The sequence below is a fragment of the Rhodococcus sp. NPDC019647 genome (assembly GCF_044389235.1).
Classification (GTDB): domain Bacteria; phylum Actinomycetota; class Actinomycetes; order Mycobacteriales; family Mycobacteriaceae; genus Rhodococcus_F; species Rhodococcus_F oxybenzonivorans.
The window spans coordinates 69,727-90,218 of record NZ_JBIRXS010000019.1 but is presented as its reverse complement, the minus strand read 5'-3'; the positions used below and the strand labels follow the sequence as shown (position 1 = coordinate 90,218).

19 protein-coding genes are annotated in these 20,492 nt (G+C 67.0%); 7 read left to right on the top strand and 12 right to left on the bottom strand.

What is annotated here, in order from left to right; all coding sequences use genetic code 11:
• The first annotated feature begins 84 nt into the window (after positions 1-84).
• Positions 85-1,458, top strand: coding sequence for a bifunctional phosphatase PAP2/diacylglycerol kinase family protein (locus tag ACH49N_RS26745; protein WP_397504797.1), 1,374 nt, complete (start codon positions 85-87; stop codon positions 1,456-1,458).
• Here ACH49N_RS26745 and prcA read toward each other — a convergent pair.
• The 4 genes from prcA to dop form a co-directional block, all read right to left on the bottom strand.
• Positions 1,449-2,228 carry a proteasome subunit alpha gene (gene prcA, locus ACH49N_RS26740; protein WP_109329571.1) on the bottom strand — a complete coding sequence of 260 codons (780 nt, stop codon included), beginning with the start codon at positions 2,226-2,228 and terminating at the stop codon, positions 1,449-1,451. The two genes, ACH49N_RS26745 and prcA, sit on opposite strands and share 10 nt — an antisense overlap.
• A complete protein-coding gene (gene prcB / locus ACH49N_RS26735; protein ID WP_159922031.1) occupies positions 2,225-3,112 on the bottom strand; it encodes a proteasome subunit beta in 888 nt (295 codons plus the stop codon). Before prcB ends, prcA begins: the two co-directional genes overlap by 4 nt.
• Positions 3,109-3,303: a ubiquitin-like protein Pup gene (locus tag ACH49N_RS26730; RefSeq protein ID WP_005242990.1), complete on the bottom strand. Its 195-nt coding sequence runs from the start codon at positions 3,301-3,303 to the stop codon at positions 3,109-3,111. Before ACH49N_RS26730 ends, prcB begins: the two co-directional genes overlap by 4 nt.
• Before the next feature lie 170 nt (positions 3,304-3,473).
• Positions 3,474-4,973: a depupylase/deamidase Dop gene (gene dop, locus ACH49N_RS26725; RefSeq protein ID WP_358275487.1), complete on the bottom strand. Its 1,500-nt coding sequence runs from the start codon at positions 4,971-4,973 to the stop codon at positions 3,474-3,476.
• A 179-nt stretch (positions 4,974-5,152) separates the two neighbouring features.
• On the opposite strand from dop, the gene ACH49N_RS26720 reads away from it, so the two are divergent.
• On the top strand, positions 5,153-5,737 hold the full coding sequence (locus tag ACH49N_RS26720; protein WP_159922027.1) for an NUDIX domain-containing protein: 585 nt from the start codon (positions 5,153-5,155) through the stop codon (positions 5,735-5,737).
• A 30-nt stretch (positions 5,738-5,767) separates the two neighbouring features.
• Here the strand turns inward: ACH49N_RS26720 and arc are convergent, their stop codons facing one another.
• A complete protein-coding gene (arc, locus tag ACH49N_RS26715; protein WP_159922025.1) occupies positions 5,768-7,543 on the bottom strand; it encodes a proteasome ATPase in 1,776 nt (591 codons plus the stop codon).
• Between the two features lie 180 nt (positions 7,544-7,723).
• On the opposite strand from arc, the gene ACH49N_RS26710 reads away from it, so the two are divergent.
• Positions 7,724-8,233 carry a hypothetical protein gene (locus tag ACH49N_RS26710; protein WP_358275485.1) on the top strand — a complete coding sequence of 170 codons (510 nt, stop codon included), beginning with the start codon at positions 7,724-7,726 and terminating at the stop codon, positions 8,231-8,233.
• 60 nt (positions 8,234-8,293) lie between these two features.
• Here the strand turns inward: ACH49N_RS26710 and ACH49N_RS26705 are convergent, their stop codons facing one another.
• Positions 8,294-9,148, bottom strand: a complete 855-nt coding sequence (locus tag ACH49N_RS26705) for a tRNA (adenine-N1)-methyltransferase (protein WP_317763819.1) — start codon at positions 9,146-9,148, stop codon at positions 8,294-8,296.
• Positions 9,149-9,240: 92 nt separating this feature from the next.
• Here ACH49N_RS26705 and ACH49N_RS26700 point away from each other — a divergent pair, with 92 nt between their 5' ends.
• Positions 9,241-10,167, top strand: a complete 927-nt coding sequence (locus ACH49N_RS26700) for a RecB family exonuclease (protein WP_250768475.1) — start codon at positions 9,241-9,243, stop codon at positions 10,165-10,167.
• Complete coding sequence (locus ACH49N_RS26695) at positions 10,164-11,006, top strand: thioesterase family protein (RefSeq protein ID WP_250768477.1); 843 nt, start codon at positions 10,164-10,166, stop codon at positions 11,004-11,006. Before ACH49N_RS26700 ends, ACH49N_RS26695 begins: the two co-directional genes overlap by 4 nt.
• Before the next feature lie 36 nt (positions 11,007-11,042).
• On the opposite strand, the gene hisG is transcribed toward ACH49N_RS26695, so the two are convergent.
• From hisG to metH, 6 genes are read right to left on the bottom strand one after another with little or no spacing between them, the layout of a single operon-like run.
• Positions 11,043-11,894 carry an ATP phosphoribosyltransferase gene (hisG, locus tag ACH49N_RS26690; protein ID WP_358275483.1) on the bottom strand — a complete coding sequence of 284 codons (852 nt, stop codon included), beginning with the start codon at positions 11,892-11,894 and terminating at the stop codon, positions 11,043-11,045.
• 53 nt (positions 11,895-11,947) lie between these two features.
• On the bottom strand, positions 11,948-12,229 hold the full coding sequence (locus ACH49N_RS26685; RefSeq protein WP_201453570.1) for a phosphoribosyl-ATP diphosphatase: 282 nt from the start codon (positions 12,227-12,229) through the stop codon (positions 11,948-11,950).
• A 25-nt stretch (positions 12,230-12,254) separates the two neighbouring features.
• Positions 12,255-13,148 (bottom strand): pseudouridine synthase, encoded by an 894-nt coding sequence (locus ACH49N_RS26680; protein WP_213578043.1) that lies wholly within the window; start codon positions 13,146-13,148, stop codon positions 12,255-12,257.
• Position 13,149: 1 nt separating this feature from the next.
• Positions 13,150-14,010, bottom strand: coding sequence for a rhodanese-related sulfurtransferase (locus ACH49N_RS26675; protein WP_358275481.1), 861 nt, complete (start codon positions 14,008-14,010; stop codon positions 13,150-13,152).
• Between the two features lie 15 nt (positions 14,011-14,025).
• Positions 14,026-14,730 carry an HAD family hydrolase gene (locus tag ACH49N_RS26670; RefSeq protein WP_358275480.1) on the bottom strand — a complete coding sequence of 235 codons (705 nt, stop codon included), beginning with the start codon at positions 14,728-14,730 and terminating at the stop codon, positions 14,026-14,028.
• Complete coding sequence (metH, locus tag ACH49N_RS26665; RefSeq protein ID WP_358275479.1) at positions 14,723-18,292, bottom strand: methionine synthase; 3,570 nt, start codon at positions 18,290-18,292, stop codon at positions 14,723-14,725. Before metH ends, ACH49N_RS26670 begins: the two co-directional genes overlap by 8 nt.
• Before the next feature lie 51 nt (positions 18,293-18,343).
• On the opposite strand from metH, the gene ACH49N_RS26660 reads away from it, so the two are divergent.
• Both ACH49N_RS26660 and ACH49N_RS26655 read left to right on the top strand, forming a co-directional pair.
• On the top strand, positions 18,344-19,285 hold the full coding sequence (locus ACH49N_RS26660) for a PAC2 family protein (protein WP_159922007.1): 942 nt from the start codon (positions 18,344-18,346) through the stop codon (positions 19,283-19,285).
• Positions 19,282-20,430 (top strand): MFS transporter, encoded by a 1,149-nt coding sequence (locus tag ACH49N_RS26655; RefSeq protein WP_358275477.1) that lies wholly within the window; start codon positions 19,282-19,284, stop codon positions 20,428-20,430. Before ACH49N_RS26660 ends, ACH49N_RS26655 begins: the two co-directional genes overlap by 4 nt.
• The last annotated feature ends 62 nt before the right edge of the window (positions 20,431-20,492 follow it).

The window sequence follows — 20,492 nt, the reverse complement described above, 5'->3', positions numbered from 1 at the left end:
CCACCGTTACACCGGATCCACCGAGCCGACGAATTCGTGTTCGATCGCAGCGCCAATCTACGTCCGTCCGAGGCCGACCGGGTGATGCGTTTCCTCAGCCGTGCCGCCGACAAAGGGGTGCTGTGGTGGGCAGCCGCAGCAGTACTCACCGCCGTCGGCGGGCGGGCGCGGCGCGGCGGTGTCCGCGGTCTGCTGTCCCTCGCCCTGGCCAGCATGCTGGCCAACGGGATCCTGAAACCGCTGTTCCCTCGGCGGCGGCCCACCGCCCGGCAATGGGCCAGCGTGCTGCGGGGGGTGCGCATTCCGCTGTCGTCGTCGTTCCCGTCCGGGCATGCCGCATCCGCGGCCGCCTTCACCACCGGGGTCGCCCTCGAGTCGCCGGTCACCGGGGCCGTGCTGGCACCCCTCGCGGCGGCAGTCGCCTACTCCCGCGTCCACAACGGAGTCCACTGGCCGAGTGACGTGCTCGTCGGGCTCGCGTTCGGTGGTGTCGTGGCCTCGAGCACCCGACGCTGGTGGGCGGTCCGCTCGGAGGACCCGGCCGACCTCGGTTCCGCGGCCGACGTTCCCGCACTGCCTGGTGGCGAAGGACTACTCGTGGTGGTCAATCCCGGATCCGGACCCGGCGACGATGCGCCGATCGACGAGATCGGCGCCGCCTTGCCGAGTGCACTGGTGCGCACCCTCGACATGGACCAGAGTTTCGCCGAGCAGCTCGACACCTGGATCGGCGGGACCCGACCGCAGGCGCTCGGGGTCTACGGCGGCGACGGCACGGTGGTCGCGGTGGCAGCGGCAGCGGTCCGCCACACGCTGCCGCTGGCGGTCTTCCCCGGGGGCACTCTCAATCACTTCGCCCGAGACGCGGGCGTCACCGACATCGCCGGAACGGCGAAGGCTGTCGAGGAGGGGCGCGCCCGGCACGTCGACAAGGCCGTCGTCGTCACCGACGTCGCAGCGCCGGCCCCGTTCCTCAATACTGCCAGCCTGGGTGGATACCCGGACGCCGTGCGACTACGGGAAAAGTGGCAGCCGCGGCTCGGGAAATGGCCGGCCGCCTGCGCCGCAATGATCCGGATCCTGTCCGCCGCCGCACCCCTTGCCGTCACCATCGACGAGGAACCGGTGCTGATCTGGATGCTGTTCGTCGGCAACGGCCGGTACTCGCCGGCCGATCAGGTTCCGATGTCACGCCCGGCGATCACCGGCGGAATGCTCGATGTGCGATATGTGCGGGCAGACCGCCGCGCCTCACGATCCCGGCTGCTGTTCGCCGCGGCGACCGGCACCCTCGGCACCACACCGGTGTACGTCCGGTCGCTGGTGCCGAGGCTGACCGTGCAGGTCGACGGATCACCGGTCGCTCTGGCGACCGACGGCGAAGTAGTCGCCGACGCCCGCACCTTTGACTTCCTGGCCGAGCCCGAAGCGCTCGCGGTGTACCGCCCTCAACCCTGAGATTCGGTCGACGTCGTCCCGTTGTCCGGAGTCGGCTCTGCGGCCGATTCCGACGGGGCGGCGGGCGGCTCCGGAAGCAGCCCCTCGAGCGCACTCCCGACGATCCGCCGGAACGCGCGCCGGGGACGGGTCTGATCGAGTACCGCCACCTCGAGAGCCGACACATCGACGTTGCGGCGTTCACCGTCGCCCGCACCGCCCTGCCGCAAGGCGTTGACCGCGACCCCGACCGCGTCCTCGAGGCCCAGATCGGCGCGATAGGACTCACGCATGGCAGTGGCGATCGGTTCCGTCGTGCCACCCATCACCACGAAGTCCTGCTCGTCGACGATGGATCCGTCGTAGGTGATGCGGTACAACTGCGGCGCCTTGGGGCTTCCCACCCGCCCCACCTCGGCGACGCAGATTTCCACCTCGTAGGGCTTCGGCTGCTCGGTGAAGATCGTGCCCAGCGTCTGCGCATAGGCGTTGGCCAGCGACCGACCCGTCACATCGCGGCGGTCGTAGGAGTAACCGCGCATGTCGGCGTGCACGATGCCGGCCCGGCGCAAATTCTCGAACTCGTTGTATTTCCCCACCGCCGCGAACCCGAGGCGGTCATACAGCTCGCTCACCTTGTGCAGGGCGGTCGACGGATTCTCCGCGACGAACAGCACACCGTCGTGGAAGGTGAGCACCACGACGCTGCGCCCCCGGGCGATGCCCTTGCGCGCCAGCTCCGAGCGATCCCGCATGATCTGCTCGGCTGATGCGTAGTACGGCATGGTCATCGCGCCGACCCCCCTTCTTCGGTCCGCTCGGCGACGATGCGCCGCGCCAACTCCGACGTCGTGTCTTCGGACACGTGCACCGCCCCGGCCTGCGTGATCGTCACCGCTGTCGGGTAGATACCCCTGGTCACATCCGGCCCGCCGGTGGCAGAGTCGTCGTCAGCGGCGTCGTACAGCGACTCGATGGCCGCGCGCAACGCGGTCTCCTCGTCACTCTCCGGCGTATACAGCTTCTTCAGCGACGACTTCGCGAACAACGAACCCGAACCGACCGCGTGGTATCCGGAGCGTTCCTCGTAGCGACCGCCGACCACGTCGTAGGACACGATGCGGCCCGCCCGCGCGTCGTCGTCCGCGTCGAGGTCGTAGCCGACGAGGAGCGGCACCACGGCGAGGCCCTGCATCGCGGCCCCGAGATTGCCGCGCACCATCGACGCCAGGCGATTCGCCTTGCCGTCGAACGTGAGCTGAACGCCCTCGATCTTCTCGTAATGCTCGAGCTCGACGGCGAAGAGCCGCACCAACTCGATCGCGATACCGGCGGTGCCTGCGATTCCGGCAGCCGAGTATTCGTCGGTGATGTACACCTTTTCCACGTCGCGACTGGCGATCAGGTTTCCCTGTGTCGCTCGCCGGTCACCGGCGATGAGCACCCCACCCTTGTAGGTGAGCGCCACGATCGTCGTTCCGTGCGGTGCGAGATCACCGCTGTCCATCCCGTCACCACCCCGTGCGGTCGAGTGCGAGCGAAGGCCGATCCGATTCTCCGGCAGCAATTCTGGTGCATGACCACGCAGATACTCGGTGAACGAGGACAGGTTCGAGCCGAAGCTGAGCCTCGTGTCACCGTTGTGTATCCGCAGTGCCGGTCGATCCGCCGTCACTGGCCGCCCTTCTGGACATAGGCCCGGACGAAGTCCTCGGCATTCTCCTCGAGCACGTCGTCGATCTCGTCGAGGAGGTCGTCGGTGTCTTCTGCCAGCTTTTCACGACGTTCCTGACCTGCAGCTCCGTCACCGCCGGGGGTGTCGTCCTCATCGCCGCCACCAGTACGTTTGGTCTGCTCCTGTGCCATCGCCGCCGACCTCCTTGTGTAAAGGGAGCTCTTCTTCCGAGCGTCCTGTTCTGCCAAGCAGTCTGACTGATCATCCGCTCGGACCTTCACCCTACCGAGCGCCGACGCCCCACGTGTGCCGACGCGGCGGCGAGTTCACCGGCGGGGCCCACCGTGACCGACTGGAGGGCTCAGTTCGTGAGCTCGTCGACGAGCTCCCTCGCGGTGGTCGCCGACTCCAGCAACGCTCCGACGTGGGCTTTGCTGCCCCGGAGCGGCTCGAGAGTCGGGATACGGACCAGGGAGTCTCCACCCAGGTCGAAGATCACCGAATCCCAGCTCGCAGCCGCAATGTCGGCACCGAACTTGCGCAGGCACTCGCCGCGGAAGTACGCGCGGGTGTCGATCGGCGGTGCATCGACGGCGTCCAGGACCTGCTGCTCGGTGACGAGCCGTTCCATCGACCCGCGCGACACCAGGAGGTTGTACAGCCCCTTGTCGAGACGCACGTCGGAGTACTGGAGGTCGATCAGGTGCAATTTGGGGGCGGCCCATCCGAGGCCCTCCCGGCTGCGCGCACCCTCCAGGAGACGCAGCTTCGCCGGCCAGTCCAGTAGGTGTGAGCACTCCAGCGGATCACGCTCGAGCAGGTCGAGCACCATGGCCCATTTTTCGAGCAGATCGGTGACGCGGGGGTCGTCGTTGCCCTCGGCGGAGACGAATTTCGCAACCCGGTCGTGATAGATCCGCTGCAGGGCAAGCCCGGTCAGCTCCCGGCCGTCGGCCAACGCCACAGTGGCCCGCAAGGTGGGGTCGTGACTGATGTGGTGCACGGCGGTCACCGGGCGCGCCAGCTGGAGGTCGGTGAGATCGACGCCGGCCTCGATGAGATCGAGAACCAGGGCGGTGGTGCCGACCTTGAGGTACGTCGACATCTCGGCCAGGTTGGCGTCACCGATGATGACGTGGAGCCGGCGGTACTTGTCCGCATCGGCATGGGGTTCGTCGCGGGTGTTGATGATCCCACGCTTGAGCGTCGTCTCGAGGCCGACCTCCACCTCGATGTAGTCGGCCCGCTGCGACAACTGGAAACCGGCCTCGTCGCCGGACTGACCGATGCCCACCCGCCCGGACCCGGTGATCACCTGACGGGACGCAAAGAACGGGGTGAGGCCGTTGATCACCGCGGAGAACGGGGTAGCCCGCGACATGAGGTAATTCTCGTGGGTGCCGTAGGAGGCGCCCTTGCCGTCCACGTTGTTCTTGTACAGCTGCAGCCGCGGTGCACCGGGCACACTCGACGCGTGCCGGGCGGCGGCTTCCATCACCCGCTCACCCGCCTTGTCCCAGATCACCGCGTCGAGCGGGTCGGTGACCTCGGGGGCGGAATACTCCGGATGGGCGTGGTCGACGTACAGGCGCGCGCCGTTGGTGAGGATCATGTTGGCGGCACCGACCTCGTCGGCGTCGATGACCGGTGCCGGACCGCTGAGCCGGCCGAGGTCGAATCCGCGGGCGTCGCGCAGGGGCGACTCCACCTCGTAGTCCCACCGTGTCCGCTTGGCCCGGGGCACCCCGGCCGCTGCCGCATAGGCGAGCACCGCCTGGGTCGAGGTCAGAATCGGATTGGCCGACGGCTCGCTGGGCGAGGAGATTCCGTACTCGACTTCGACACCGATGATCCGCTGCATGCTGCGAGCCTATGCGATCACCGGTTCCCGAGACGGTCAGGCCTGCGCGCACTCCCGGTAGGGGTCGACGGAACGTGCCCCCGGCCTCCACCGAAATCGAGCGACCGGCTGTGGCAATGCCTTGAATACCCCGACGCCGACGGGGACGGGGTCACCGTGCTGCTGGCAGGATCGGACGCATGGATTCCGCGCCGGACACTTCACGACAGGCACACGAAGTGGTGGCGGTGTTCGACGACGCAGGCCACCCTGTCGGGTCCGCCGAACGATCACGGGTCTACGACGAGGGGCTGTGGCATGCCAGCGCCGGAGTGCTCGTGCGGTCGGGCGACGGAAAACGTCTCTACGTGCACCGGCGGTCCGACACCAAGAGGGTGTTCGCCGGTCATCACGACTGCCTGGCGGGCGGTGTGCTCGATCCCGGCGAGACCCCCGAACAGGCCGCCGGCCGGGAATTGGCCGAGGAGCTGGGCATTACCGGTGCCGTGCTCACCCCGATCGCTAGGGTGTCCTGGAACGGCCGGTGGCAGGGGCTGCGCCTGCGCTGCCACCTCTACGCCTACGAAACCCACTGGGACGGCCCGATCGTTCACCAGGAGAGCGAAATCGCGGCCGGCTGGTGGTGGACCCCCGAAGAGCTGCTCACCCACCTCCGCGACCCGGCATGGCCGTTCGCTCCCGACACCCGCGCACTGCTCGGAAACCGTGTCGCCCCGGACGAGAACCGGCCCGGAGAACAGACCGGCACGGCGGGAAACGAATGACGTTCCCGCCGTGCCGGTATGGGCAATCCGCTACAGGTACTGGCCGGTGTTGGACTCGGTGTCGATGGCGCGGCTCGCGCTCGCGTTCTTGCCGGTGACCAACGTGCGGATGTAGACGATCCGCTCGCCCTTCTTGCCGGAAATGCGTGCCCAGTCGTCCGGGTTCGTGGTGTTCGGCAGGTCCTCGTTCTCCGAGAACTCGTCGACGATCGAATCGAACAGGTGCTGGACCCGCAGGCCGGGGGCCCCGGTATCGAGCACCGACTTGATCGCGTACTTCTTGGCCCGGTCGACGATGTTCTGGATCATCGCACCCGAGTTGAAGTCCTTGAAGTACAACACCTCCTTGTCACCGTTGGCATAGGTGACCTCGAGGAAGCGGTTCTCCTCACTCTCGGCGTACATGCGGTCGACGACCCGCTCGATCATCGCCCGAATGCAGGCGGTGCGGTCCCCACCGAACTCGGCCAGGTCGTCGGCGTGGACGGGCAGCGTCTCGGTCAGGTACTTGGAGAAAATGTCCTGTGCCGATTCCGCGTCGGGACGCTCGATCTTGATCTTCACGTCCAGGCGGCCCGGACGCAGGATCGCGGGGTCGATCATGTCCTCGCGGTTGGAGGCGCCGATCACGATGACGTTCTCGAGCCCCTCGACTCCGTCGATCTCGCTGAGCAACTGCGGGACGACGGTGGTCTCGACGTCGGACGAGACACCCGATCCGCGGGTACGGAAGATCGAGTCCATCTCGTCGAAGAACACGATGACGGGAGTACCCTCCGATGCCTTCTCGCGAGCCCGCTGGAAGATGAGCCGGATGTGCCGTTCCGTCTCGCCGACGAACTTGTTGAGCAGTTCGGGACCCTTGATGTTGAGGAAGAAGGACTTCGCTTCCTTGCTGTCCTCACCGCGGGCCTCGGCGATCTTTTTGGCCAGCGAGTTCGCGACAGCCTTCGCGATGAGTGTCTTACCGCAACCGGGCGGGCCGTACAGGAGCACACCCTTGGGTGGGCGGAGCGCGTACTCGTGGAAGAGGTCCTTGTGCAGGAACGGCAACTCCACCGCGTCGCGGATCTGCTCGATCTGCCGTCCGAGCCCGCCGATGTCGTCGTAGTGCACGTCCGGGACCTCTTCGAGGACGAGATCCTCGACTTCCGCCTTCGGGATCCGCTCGAACGCGTACCCGGCCTTGGTGTCGACCAGCAGAGAATCACCGGGCCGCAACTTGCGGGTGGGTGACTCCGCGTCGTACGCGACCGACTCTCGCTCACTGTCGGCGAAGACCGCGGCGAGGGGTTCGGCCAGCCAGACGATGCGTTCCTCGTCGGCGTGACCCACCACGAGGGCACGCTGGCCGTCGTCGAGGATCTCGCGCAGGGTGCTGATCTCGCCCACACGCTCGAAGGTGCCGGCCTCGACGATGGTGAGGGCCTCGTTGAGGCGCACGGTCTGACCGAGCTTGAGCGTCTCGGCCTCGACGTTCGGTGAGCACGTCAACCGCATCTTGCGACCGGAGGTGAACACGTCCACGGTCTGGTCGTCGTGCACTCCGAGGAGGACGCCGTATCCGCTCGGCGGCTGGCCGAGGCGATCGACTTCCTCTCGAAGAGCGATGAGCTGCTGGCGTGCTTCCTTGAGGGTGTCCATCAGCTTGGTGTTACGGATGGACAACGAGTCCACTCGTGATTCCATCTCACGGAGCTGTTCCGGCGACTCCGCGAGCTGCCTCCGCAATGCCGACGCCTCTGCGCGCAACGCCTCGAGCTCTCGTGCGGCCGCAACCGAATCGGGGTTCTCTGTCGAGCTCATGTGCGTCTCCTCCCAATGAAGATCTATCAACGCTACCGGCACCGCCCGAATTCTGCGCCGTGACACGGAATCTGCCGATTGCGAATCGGCCAACGAGAGACCCGAACCTCCAGTTCCATCATGTTAGCCTTGCCTACCTGCTGAGCAGTGTCTCTCTTCTGTGTAACGAAAGGGCTCGTCGTGATAATCCGCACATCGCTGATCGGCACTTCCCTCGTCGGCAGGACTGCGGTCGCCACCGGCGCCGTCGTCCTCGCGCTGGGCCTGGCGTCGTGCTCGTCCGACGACACCGCGGGCACCACACCGGCCACCGCCACGACGGCCGCGGCCGCGACGTCGGCCGAGGACTCCGTGGCCGCGCCCAGCTCGGACGAACTGCTCACCACGCTGCAGGTTCTCGTCGATCCCGCACGCCCGGTCGACGAGAAGACCGCCGTGGTGGTCGAGGGTGACGAGCGCCGCACCAACATCGAGGCCATGACCGCCGCCACCGCCAACTACCCGGTGTCGTTCACTGTCACGGACGTGCAGGTAGACGGTGATATTGCCACCGCGAAGGTGGCGGTGACGAGCCCGCACGGCACCGCCGCTCCCACCCCGTGGACATGGGAGAACGTCGACGGCACCTGGAAGGTGTCGGACGAGAGCACCTGCGCGTTGCTGGGCATGGCCCGCACCGGCTGCAGCTAGAACAGACCTGCGAGACCGTTTCCGCGGCGGCGTCCCTTCGGGCGCCGCCGCTTTCGTCGGTCAGCCCTTGCCGGACCTGCGCTGCGGCTTGGGGGTGACGGTGCCCTCGGCGAGACGCCGGGCACTGACGAGGAACGCGGTGTGGCCCTGCATCCGGTGCTCGGGGCGCACCGCCAGGCCGACCACGTGCCAGCCCCGCACGATCGACTCCCACGACCGGGGCTCGGTCCAGCACTCCTGCTCCCGCATCGCCTCGACGACTTTTGAGAGCTGCGTCACAGTAGCGACGTAGACGACGAGAACGCCGCCGGGAACCAGCGCCTTCGACACGGCGGGCAGGGCGTCCCACGGCGCCAGCATGTCGAGAACGACCCGATCCACCTGTCCGCCGGCCGCCTCGGCGTCGAACTCGGCGACATCGGCGATGGTCAGATCCCAGTTGTCCGGTCGTTCCCCGAAGAAGGTCTCGACGTTGCGCACCGCATGCTCGGCGTGGTCGTCCCGAACCTCGTAGGAGATGACCCGGCCCTGCGGTCCCACCGCACGGAGAAGAGAACAGGTCAGCGCCCCGGATCCGGCGCCCGCCTCGAGCACCCGCGCACCGGGGAACACGTCACCCTCGTGCACGATCTGCGCGGCGTCCTTCGGGTAGATCACCTGGGCGCCGCGCGGCATCGACAGGATGTAGTCGACCAGCAGCGGCCGCAACGCCAGGTAGGGGGTGCCGTTGGTGGACTTGACGACACTGCCCTCGTCGGTGCCGATCAGGTCGTCGTGCAGGATGCCGCCGCGGTGGGTGTGGAACTCCTTGCCCGCCTCCAGGTTGACCGTGTAATGCCGGCCCTTGGCGTCGGTCAGCTGGACGCGATCGCCCACCCGAAACGGTCCGCTCGGTCGCGTTTCGCGTCCTACCATGTGTCAACGACTCCTCAGCCTGTTCGTTCCGGCCGTCGTACTCGCCGGCGGCCGCGACGAGACTGTCGGACCAGGCGCCTACCCTGCCAGGTGTGAGCATCTCAGAGTCGGCAGCCCCTGTGACAGAGGGTCCCCCATCACAGACGAAAGGTTCCCCATTGCAGCTCGGAGCGGGAACGGCAACCCGCAGGCGCCCCGCGCTCTCCCCCTCCCGGGCCGGCGACTTCAAGCAGTGCCCGTTGCTCTACCGGTTCCGGGCCGTCGACCGACTCCCCGAGGCGCCCTCGCGGGCGCAGGTGAAAGGCACTGTGGTGCATGCGGCGCTGGAAACCCTGTTCGGGTTACCCGCCGCTGAGCGTGTGCCCGAGCGCGCCGTCGACCTCGTCCATCCCTCATGGGAACGGATGCTCGCCGAGACCCCCGAACTGATCGAATTGGTACCCGCCGAGGAGCGTGAAGGGTTCCTCGACGAGGCCCGCTCCCTGGTCACCGCCTACTACGGTCTGGAAGATCCGACGCGGTTCGAGGCCGAGTCGTGTGAGCTGCGGGTGGAGACCGAACTCGCCGACGGGGTGTTGCTGCGCGGCTTCGTCGACCGCATCGACGTCGCGCCCACCGGCGAGGTGCGGGTGGTCGACTACAAGACGGGTCGCGCCCCGCGGGAAATGAGCGAGTCCAAGGCCCTGTTCCAGATGAAGTTCTACGCCCTGGTGCTGCTCCGGACCCGGGGGATCGTGCCCGCCCAGTTGCGCCTGCTGTACCTCGCCTCCGGCATCGTGCTCACCTACGCGCCCGACGAGGACGAACTGCTGCGATTCGAACGCACGCTCTCGGCCATCTGGAAAGCGATTCTGACAGCGGGTGCGACCGGGGACTTCCGCCCCAAGCCCAGCCGACTGTGCGACTGGTGCGACCACAAGGCCCTGTGCCCGTCGTTCGGCGGAACACCGCCGCCCTATCCGGGATGGCCCGAGGGGCCTGCCGAGGAGACACCTGGATTCGAGGAGATCGTCGAATGAGTGCGGAGTCCTACTACGTTCCGGTCGGTTCGGAGTCGCTGAGCGCTGCGGCGTCCGATCCGGATCGGAAGGTCACCATCGAGCGGTTCGCGAGTACCGACCTGACCGTCAGCGTGTGGGCCGACACCATGCAACACGGCGCGCCCCCGTCCGCCCTCCTCCTTCGCGCGCTCGAGCGCTGCGACGCCCGAACCGACGTGCGGGTCACCCGGGTCGCCGTCGACATCCTCGGCCCCATCCCGATCGCCGAACTCGAGGTCCGCTCCTGGGTACAGCGTCCCGGGCGGCGGGTGGAGCTGGTGGTCGCGGAACTGTGGAGCACCGATACCGCCGGCCGACCGCGCGCGGTGGCCAGGGCTACCGGGTGGCGAATGGAGACCGTCGATACCGCCGCCACGGTGCACACCGCCGACACGCCTCTCCCACCGCCGGAAGCAGGCCGCGACGGTGCCGTGTGGCGTTTCCCCGCATCCGGTTACCTCGACACCCTCGACTACCGGTGGATCACCGAGATCGGCGGCGAAGGTCCCGCCGCGATGTGGGCGAGGCCGAAAGCCGCCCTCGTCCGGGGTGAGCAGATGACTCCGCTCGAGCGGTTGTTCTCGGTGGCCGATATCGCCAACGGCGTCGGATCCAAACTCGACCCGACGCAGTGGACGTTCCTGAACACGGACCTCACGGTGCACGTGTTCCGGGTGCCGTCGGGGAGCTGGGTGGGTGTCAGCGCGGAAACGTCGATCGGCCCCGACGGGGTGGGCATGTGCGCAGGCGTGCTCTACGACGACGCCGGTGCGGTCGGGCGCATCACCCAATCCGTACAGGTCCGCGCCCGCCCCTGAACTCGGAACGAGCGCGAACCGAAGCGGAACGCGGACTCACAGAGCCCGGCACGACCGGATGTTCGAGGCCAGAATCGCCTTGGCACCCAGTTCGGCGAGCTCGTCCATCACACCGTTGTGCCCCTTGATCGGCACCATCGCCCGCACTGCCACCCAGTTCTCGTCGGCCAGCGGGGACAGTGTCGGGGATTCCAGACCCGGGGTGATCTTCAACGCGTCGTCGAGGATCGTCTTGGGGCAATCGTAATCGAGCATGAGATTCTGCTGCGCGAACACGATGCCCCGCACCCGCTCCACCAACTGGTTGCGGGCCGAATTGTCGGCGGGCGAACCCGCGCGTTCGATGAGCACACCCTCAGAGTCGCAGAGGATGTCCCCGAAGGCCACCAGGTTGTGCTGGCGCAGTGTGCGTCCCGACCCCACCACGTCGGCGATCGCGTCCGCGACACCGAGCTGAATCGAGATCTCGACCGCGCCGTCGAGGCGGATCACCGAGGCCTCGATGCCGCGGGCCGACAGATCGTCGCGCACCAGGTTGGGGTAGGACGTGGCGATCCGCAGCCCCGCGAGGTCCTCCACGGACCAATCCTTCCCGGCAGGGGCGGCGTACCGGAAGGTGGACCGGCCGAAGCCGAGTGAGAGCCGTTCGGAGACAGGGGCGCCCGAATCGCGGGCGAGGTCGCGGCCGGTGATCCCGAGGTCGAGTTCACCCGAACCGACGTAGATCGCGATGTCCTTGGGCCGCAAGAAGAAGAATTCGACCTGATTCGACGGGTCGAGAACGGTCAGATCGCGGGAGTCGGTGCGGCGCCGGTAACCGGCTTCGCTGAGGATTTCGGCGGCGGACTCGGACAGCGAGCCCTTGTTCGGGACTGCAACGCGCAGCATGGGAGGGGTCCTTTCGGAGACGACGCGGAGTGAGGGAAGGCTCGATCGACCGATCACAGATGTCGGTAGACGTCCTCGAGTTTCAGCCCCTTACCCACCATCAGCACCTGAACCCAGTAGAGCAGCTGGGAGATCTCCTCGGAGAGCGCGTCGTCGCTCTCGTGCTCGGCGGCAATCCACACCTCACCGGCCTCTTCGAGGATCTTCTTTCCCTGCGAATGGACGCCGGCGTCCAGGGCGGCAACGGTGCCGGAGCCCTCGGGACGGGTGGCGGCGCGTTCAGTCAGCTCGGCGAACAGGGATTCGAAGGTCTTCACGAGGACCCATTGTTTCACGCCACCGCGGTCCCCTCGGAACCGGTCACCACCCGAGAGTGCGGCGACTCTCGAACCGGCGGACCCCACCCGACACCGGGTCGATGAACTCAATAGCCCGCGCGAGCAACTGCAGGGGCGAAGAGAAGTCACCGGGCACCGAGCGGCGGAAGGTCGGGTAGTAGTTGTCGCCCTCGATCGGCAATCCCAGCGACGACATGTGCAACCGCAGCTGGTGCGTGCGACCTGTTCTCGGCAGCAGGCGGTAACGTCCGCGACCATTCCTCGACTCGAGCAGGTCGATCACGGTTTCACTGTTCGGCTCCCCCGGTTCCTCCGTTGCCGTCATCACCCCGTGTTCCTTCACGATACGGCTGCGAACGGTGCGCGGAAAGGTCAACGCCGAAGCGGTACCGGCAAGCGCCTCATACTCTTTCGTCACCTGCCGGGAGACGAACAACTCCTGATACGGTCGACGATCCTCACGCCGGACGAGGAACACGAGCACACCCGCCGTCATCCGGTCGAGCCGGTGCGCCGGCGTCAGTTCGGGGAGGTCGAGGGCCTTACGCAGTCGTACCACCGCAGTCTCGGTGATGTGGGCGCCACGCGGGATGGTCGCGAGAAAGTGCGGTTTGTCGACCACGACGAGCCGGTCGTCGTGGTGGAGGATGTCGATGTCGAACGGCACCGGGATCTCGGGGGCAGGATCACGGTAGAAATACACGAATCGCGTCGGCGAGTACCGTGTTCGGCGATCGACCACCCGCCCGTGTTCGTCGACCACACCACCACTGTCGATCAGCGTGAGCCAGTGCGCACTGTCGTCCGGGTAGGTCCGCAGCAGAAAGTCGGCAACGGTCTTCGTGTCGAGGTCGGCGGGCATCCGTATGCGGTCCGGGCCGAGCCCGTTACGGACGGGCAGAGGGGCGCCGGCCACGTCAGCCGACCCGACTGTCGGCGGTGCAGCCCTCACACACCAACGCAAGCGCACGCCCCTGATTCTCGGGCAGATTCTCGTAACGGGACGTGGGATCCCCGCATACGGTGCAGGTTCCCAGGACGCTCGCCCGCTCGCTGAAGTTCACGGACATCCGCTTGTCGAAGACATACAGCGACCCTTCCCACAGACCGCTGTCACCGAAGGCTTCGCCGTACCGGACGATGCCGCCCTCGAGTTGATATACCTCCCCGAAACCGCGCGAGCGCATCAACGACGACAGCACCTCACAGCGCACCCCGCCCGTGCAATACGTCACCACCGCCTTGTTCTTGAGGTGGTCGTACTTGCCGCTGTCGAGTTCGTGGACGAAGTCCCGGGTCGTCGACACTTCGGGGACGACGGCCCCCCGGAATCGGCCGATCTCGGCCTCGAAGGCGTTGCGGCCGTCGAAGAACACGACGTCCTCGCCCCTACCCTCGACCAGTTCGTGCACCTCGTGTGGCGCCAGGTGGGTGCCGCCGCCCACCACCCCGGTCGTGTCGACTTTCAGCTCGTCGGGCGCACCGAAGGACACGATCTCGGGCCGTACCCGGACGCTGAGCCGGGGAAAGTCGGCGCCGCGCCCATCGGACCATTTGATGTCGGCGTCGCGGAAGGGTGCGTAACTCCGGGTGCCCTTGACATACTTCTTGACGTCCCGGATGTCGCCGCCCACCGTGGCGTTGATGCCGTGCTCGGAGATCAGGATTCGGCCGGTGAGGCCGTGGGCCTCGGCGAGGGTGTGCTGCCACAGCCGGATCGCGTCCGGGTCGGCGAGCGGTGTGAACACATAGAACAGCACAATCTTCGGCACAGCCACGGGAAACCAGGATACCTAAAGCTGCAGGCCGCTCAGCTGCGCTTGCGGCTGCGACCACAGTGCGCCGAGTTCTACGCCCGTGAGCCCTTCGAGACTGTCCCGGAACACTCTGCCCGGGCCCTGCGGTACGACGACCTCGCAGGGGATGACGAGCACGACGCATCCGGCGGCCTGCGCCGACGCGGCACCGGTGGGAGAGTCCTCGATGGCGAGACACTGAGCAGGGTCCAGCCCCAGCAGTTCAGCACCTCGCAGATACGGGCCGGGGTCCGGCTTGCCGAACGGCACCTCGTCACCACACACCGAATGGTCGAAGTGCTGCCGCCCGAGCGTGTCGAGTGCGCGCTCGGTGAGACGACGCTCGGTGTTGGTCACCAGGGCTGTACTCAGGCCGTGTTCACGCACCGCCTGCAATGCCCGAAGTGCGCCGGGACGCCACGGGATGCCGTCGGCGAACAACTCTTCGACGCGAGTGAACATCCACTCCTTGGCCTCGGCGAGCGAAACCGGGTCCTGCTCGAGGCCGAGAGCGTCGAAGATGACGCCGAGCGCATCGGCACTGGATGCACCGATCGTCTTCAGCCGTGTCTCCTCGGTCATGGGACCGCCGAGGTGCAGCGACAACTCCCGCACCGCGACGTCCCACATCTTCTCCGAATCGAGCAGCGTTCCGTCCATGTCCCACAGAACACCTGCGAGTTCGTTGCCCGCCTCAGACATTGAAGTACTTCGCCTCGGGATGGTGCAGAACGAACGCATCCGTGGACTGTTCCGGATGCAACTGCAACTCCTCGGACAACTTCACACCGATCCGCTCGGGCTCGAGCAGAGCTACCATCTTGGCCCTGTCTTCCAGGTTGGGGCACGCGCCGTAGCCGAACGAGTAGCGGGCACCGCGATACGCCAGGTCGAAGAATCCGGACACCTCCGACGGGTCCTGTTCCGCCACATTGTGTCCGCCGGGCAGCACCAGTTCCTCCCGCACGCGGCGATGCCAGTACTCGGCCAACGATTCCGTCAACTGCACACCGATGCCGTGCACCTCGAGGTAGTCGCGATACGCGTTTGCAGCGAACAGCTCGTTCGCGAAGTCCGCAATGGGCTGCCCCATGGTGACCAACTGCATCGGGAACACATCAACCTGCCCGGTTTCCTTCGCTTCGGTCCGCGAGCGGACGAAGTCGGCGACGCAGAGAAAGCGGTCACGGTGCTGACGCGGGAACGTGAACCGGAAACGCTCGTCCGCATCGGGCTTCGGTTCGGTGAGCACCACCACGTCGTCACCCTCGGACACGGCCGGGAAGTACCCGTACACCACCGCGGCGTGCGCGAGGATTCCTTCCGTGCTCAGGCGATCGAGCCAATACCGCAGTCGTGGGCGGCCCTCGGTCTCCACCAGCTCCTCATAGGTAGGACCGTCGCCGGACCGCTGTCCGCGCAGGCCCCACTGTCCGAGGAACAGGGCACGCTCGTCGAGGAGTCCCGAATACTCGGACAGCGAGACGCCCTTGACGATCCGGTTACCCCAGAAGGGCGGATTCGGGACGTCGATGTCGGTGGCCACGTCGGACCGCTCGGGCACCTCGATCGGCGTTTCGGCGGCCTTGCGTTTCTCGGCGATCCTTTTCGATCGTTCGTGGCGGGCCTTGCGCTCAGCCGCCTTCTCGCGGGCCGCGATCGCCTCCGGGCTGTCCGGATCGGGTCCACCGCCGCGCTTGAGGGCCATGATCTCGTCCATCCGGTGCAGGCCCTCGAAAGCGTCCCGCGCGTAGCTGACCTCACCCTCGTACACCTCGGCGAGGTCGTTCTCCACATAAGACCGGGTAAGGGCCGCTCCCCCGAGGAGCACAGGGAACTTCTCCGCGACGCCCTTGGCGTTGAGCTCCTGCAGATTGTCCTTCATCACCACGGTCGACTTCACCAGCAGACCGGACATGCCGATCACATCGGCCCGCTGCTCGATCGCGGCATCGAGAATGGTGGCGATCGGCTGCTTGATGCCCAGGTTCACGACGTCGTATCCGTTGTTGCTCAGGATGATGTCGACCAGGTTCTTGCCGATGTCGTGGACGTCGCCCTTCACCGTGGCGATGACGATGCGACCCTTGCCGTCCTCGTCGGTGGCCTCCATGTGTGGTTCGAGGTACGCCACCGCCGCCTTCATCACCTCGGCGGACTGGAGGACGAACGGCAGCTGCATCTGGCCGGAGCCGAAGAGTTCGCCGACGGTCTTCATGCCCGAGAGCAGCGTCTCGTTGATGATCTCGAGCGGCGGCTTCTGCGTCATGGCCTCGGTGAGGTCCTCGTCGAGGCCGTTGCGCTCCCCGTCCACGATGCGCCGCTCGAGCCGTTCGAACAGCGGCAGAGCCGCAAGTTCCTGGGCGCGCGATTCACGCGCCGACGCCGCCGAGACACCCTCGAAGAGTTGCATCAGCTTCTGCAGTGGGTCGTAACCCTCGCTGCGACGGTCGTAGACCAGGTCGAGGGCCGTTTCCCGCTGCTCGTCGGGGATGCGAGCCATCGGCAAGATCTTGGACGCGTGGACGATCGCCGTGTCGAGACCGGCCTCGGTGCACTCGTGCAGGAATACCGAGTTGAGCACCTGCCGCGCGGCCGGATTGAGACCGAACGAGATGTTCGACACACCGAGGGTGAAGTGCACCTCAGGGTGCCGCTTCTTCAGCTCCCGGATCGCCTCGATGGTCTCGATGCCGTCCCGGCGCACCTCCTCCTGACCGGTGGAGATCGGGAACGTGAGCGCGTCGATGATGATGTCGGACTCGTCGAGACCCCAGTTGTTGGTGATGTCCTCGAGGAGCCGCTCGGCGATCCGGACCTTGTGCTCCGCGGTACGCGCCTGCCCCTCCTCGTCGATGGTCAGGGCCACCACGGCGGCGCCATGTTCCTTCACCAGCCGCATGATCTTCTGGAACCGCGAATCCGGCCCGTCGCCGTCCTCGTAGTTCACGGAGTTGACGGCGCACCGACCACCGAGATGTTCGAGGCCCGCCTGCAGCACTGCGGGCTCGGTGGAGTCCAGCATGATCGGCAACGTCGACGCCGTCGCGAACCGGCTCGCCAGAGCGGCCATGTCTGCGGCACCGTCGCGGCCGACGTAGTCCACGTTGAGGTCCAGCATGTGGGCGCCGTCGCGGGTCTGGTCCTTGGCGATGTCGAGGCACTTCTGGTAGTCCTCGGCGATCATCGCCTCACGGAACGCCTTCGATCCGTTGGAGTTCGTGCGCTCGCCGATCATCAGGATGCTCGCATCCTGCTGGAACGGCACTGCGGTGTAGAGCGAGGACGTCCCCGACTCGCGTACCGGATTACGCTCGGCCTTCTCGACCAGGCGCACCGCCTCGGCCACCTGCCGGATGTGCTCCGGGGTGGTGCCGCAGCAACCACCCACCAGCGCGAGCCCGTACTCGCTGACGAACCCGCTGAGCGCCTCCGCCAGCTCCTCCGCCGTGAGCGGGTACTCGGCGCCATTGGCCCCCAGCGTCGGCAGACCGGCGTTGGGCATGACCGACACCGGCAGCGTCGAGTACTTCGACAGGTGCCGAAGGTGCTCGCTCATCTCGGCCGGACCGGTAGCGCAGTTGAGTCCGATCATGTCGATTCCGAGCGGCTCGAGGGCGGTCAGCGCCGCACCGATCTCACTGCCGAGAAGCATCGTTCCGGTGGTCTCCACGGTGACGTGCGTCATGATCGGCAGCCGGGAGCCGAGCTTGTCCATCGCCATGCGACTGCCGAGAATCGCGGCTTTCACCTGCAGAAGGTCCTGGCACGTCTCGACGAGGATCGCATCGGCGCCCCCGTCGATCATTCCCATCGCCGCCTCGGCGTACGCGTCCCGCAGGCTCGCGAACGATGCGTGACCGAGTGTCGGCAGCTTGGTGCCCGGGCCCATCGACCCCAGCACGAACCGGCCCATGCCGTCGCGCCCCGGCCCCATCTCGTCGGCGACCTCACGTGCCAGCCGAGTACCTTTCTCGGCCAGTTCGCGGATCCGGTCCTGGATGTCGTAGTCCGCCAGGTTGGGCAGGTTGCAGCCGAACGTGTTGGTTTCGACGGCGTCGGCCCCGGCCTCGAAGTACGCGCGATGGATGTCTTTCAGCACGTCGGGGCGGGTGTGGTTGAGAATTTCGTTGCAGCCCTCGAGGCCCAGGAAGTCGTCCAAGGTGAGATCTGCGGCCTGCAACATGGTGCCCATGGCGCCGTCGCCGATGACAACGCGCTGGTTCAACGCATCGAGCAGGGCAGAGTGAAATGGCGCAGACATGCCGTCCAGACTAATGGGCGCGGGGGCGGATGCTGGCCGTAGGCTGGGTGGGTGAGTTCCAGTGAGTTCCCTGTCACGCCCGCGGGCCGCGACGACGACGCCTTCGACACCGCGGATGCCGGCGCCGAAGACAACGGCGTTCCCGTGCTGCGTGACCCTGTCATGGTCGCCGCCTTCGAAGGCTGGAACGACGCCGGCGACGCCGCGAGCGGGGCCGTCGAACACCTGGAGTTGACCTGGGACGCCCAGCCGCTGGCCGAGCTGGATTCCGAGGAATACTACGACTACCAGGTCAATCGCCCCACCGTCCGGCAGGTCGACGGCGTCACCCGGGAGATTGTGTGGCCGGCCACCCGCCTGTCCGTGTGCTCTCCACCCGGCAGTGAGCGTGACGTCGTCCTTCTTCGCGGTATCGAACCGAACATGCGCTGGCGCAGCTTCTGCGAGGACCTCCTCGAGCTGATCGACCAACTCGAGATCAGCACCGTCGTCATCCTGGGGGCGCTCCTCGCGGATACGCCGCACACCCGGCCGGTCCCCGTCACCGGCAGCGCGTACAGCAGTGAGGCCGCCGAGCGGTTCAAGCTCGAGCAGACGCGGTACGAGGGGCCTACCGGCATCACCGGGGTGCTGCAGGACGCCTGCGTCCGGGCCGGTGTGCCCGCGGTGTCGTTCTGGGCGGCCGTGCCCCACTACGTGTCGCAGCCACCGAACCCGAAGGCCACCGTCGCTCTGCTCCAACGCGTCGAGGATGTTCTCGACATCGAGGTTCCGCTCGGTGAGCTGCCGAGCCAAGCCGACGACTGGCAGGAAGCCGTCACGGAGATGACCGCCGACGACGAAGAGATCGGCGACTACGTCCGCTCGCTCGAGGAACGCGGAGACGCCGAGACCGACATTTCCGAGGCGATCTCGAAGATCGACGGTGACGCATTGGCGGCCGAGTTCGAGCGGTACCTCCGCCGGCGTGGGCCCGGCAGCTTCGGGCTGTGACGGAGCGCTCCCCGGAGTCGCTTCGTTCTGCACTGCAACGCCTCGCCCTCTACGGTGGGGGCTTCCTCGGACCCTTCGGCGGCGGCGTCGTCGTCTCGATCCTCCCCGAGATCGGTGACGACCTGGGCGTGGGCGCCGCAGCCGCCGCCAGTTCCCTGACGGCGTACCTGCTGCCATTCGCGCTGGTGATGCTCGTGTCGGGAACACTAGGGGCGCGCTGGGGTCGCACTCGGACCGTGCGGGCCGCCTACGCCGTCTACCTGGTGTCGTCGCTCGCGTGCTTCCTCGCCCCCACGCTCCCGTTGTTTCTCGGCGCGCGGGTGTTGCAGGGATGCTCCAACTCGTTCACCACACCCCTGCTGCTGGCTGCGCTCGCCGCCTCCACGCCGAAGAAGCGTCTCGGACGTGCACTCGGGATCTTCGGCGCGTTCCAAGCTGCAGGTCAGTCGAGTGCGCCGCTCGTCGGCGGACTGGCCGCCGAGATCGACTGGCGGCTGTCGTTCCTCGTCATCGCCCTCGTCGCCGCGGCCTTCGGCCTCATCGGGATACCGGACGCTGCCCGCGACGAGCCGGGGGCCGCGCGTCCACGCCTGCGCGACGCGCTGACCCTGCCGGTACTGCGAATGGGTGTTGTGGCACTACTCGGCTGGGGCGCCCTGGGGGGACTCAGCTTTCTGGTGGCGTTCCGTGCCGAGGACGTCTTCGGCCTGAGCCCGACCCAGCGGGGCCTCCTGCTCACCGGCTTCGGAGTGGCCGGAATCCTCACTGCCCGCCTCGTCGGCGGAGTGATCGACAGGATCGGCGCACGGACGGCCGTCGTGATCGGTGCCGTTGCCGGTGCCGTGCTCATCACCGCCGCCGGCACCGTCTCGCTCCTCGCCGTCGTGGCCGTGGCCTGGTTCGCGGCCGGAGCTGCGGGCCAGTTCATCCTGGTCGGCGTCAACGCTGCAGTTCTCGGGTCTTCCGGACCGAATCGGGGTGGGGCGGTATCGGTGGTCCAGGCATTGAGGTTCACGGGCAATGCGCTGGCACCCATTACTCTCACTCCCGTCTATGCGATCTCCCCGGCAGCGGGGTTTCTACTTCCTGCCGTGCTGCTCGCGGTGGCGGCTCCCCTTCTCATGCCGCGCGACAGTTCCGTCTGACGCAACTTCCGCGGAGCCTGTGAGATGTTCCTGATTCCCATGTAACTTCCGCGCAGCCGTTA

Coding starts and splice junctions, on each gene's coding strand:
- ACH49N_RS26745 (WP_397504797.1), top strand. CDS start 85: ATGCGTTTCCTCAGCCGTGCCGCCGACAAAGGGGTGCTGTGGTGGGCA.
- prcA (WP_109329571.1), bottom strand. CDS start 2,228: ATGACCATGCCGTACTACGCATCAGCCGAGCAGATCATGCGGGATCGC.
- ACH49N_RS26730 (WP_005242990.1), bottom strand. CDS start 3,303: ATGGCACAGGAGCAGACCAAACGTACTGGTGGCGGCGATGAGGACGAC.
- dop (WP_358275487.1), bottom strand. CDS start 4,973: ATGCAGCGGATCATCGGTGTCGAAGTCGAGTACGGAATCTCCTCGCCC.
- ACH49N_RS26720 (WP_159922027.1), top strand. CDS start 5,153: ATGGATTCCGCGCCGGACACTTCACGACAGGCACACGAAGTGGTGGCG.
- arc (WP_159922025.1), bottom strand. CDS start 7,543: ATGAGCTCGACAGAGAACCCCGATTCGGTTGCGGCCGCACGAGAGCTC.
- ACH49N_RS26705 (WP_317763819.1), bottom strand. CDS start 9,148: ATGGTAGGACGCGAAACGCGACCGAGCGGACCGTTTCGGGTGGGCGAT.
- ACH49N_RS26695 (WP_250768477.1), top strand. CDS start 10,164: ATGAGTGCGGAGTCCTACTACGTTCCGGTCGGTTCGGAGTCGCTGAGC.
- hisG (WP_358275483.1), bottom strand. CDS start 11,894: ATGCTGCGCGTTGCAGTCCCGAACAAGGGCTCGCTGTCCGAGTCCGCC.
- ACH49N_RS26670 (WP_358275480.1), bottom strand. CDS start 14,730: ATGTCTGAGGCGGGCAACGAACTCGCAGGTGTTCTGTGGGACATGGAC.
- metH (WP_358275479.1), bottom strand. CDS start 18,292: ATGTCTGCGCCATTTCACTCTGCCCTGCTCGATGCGTTGAACCAGCGC.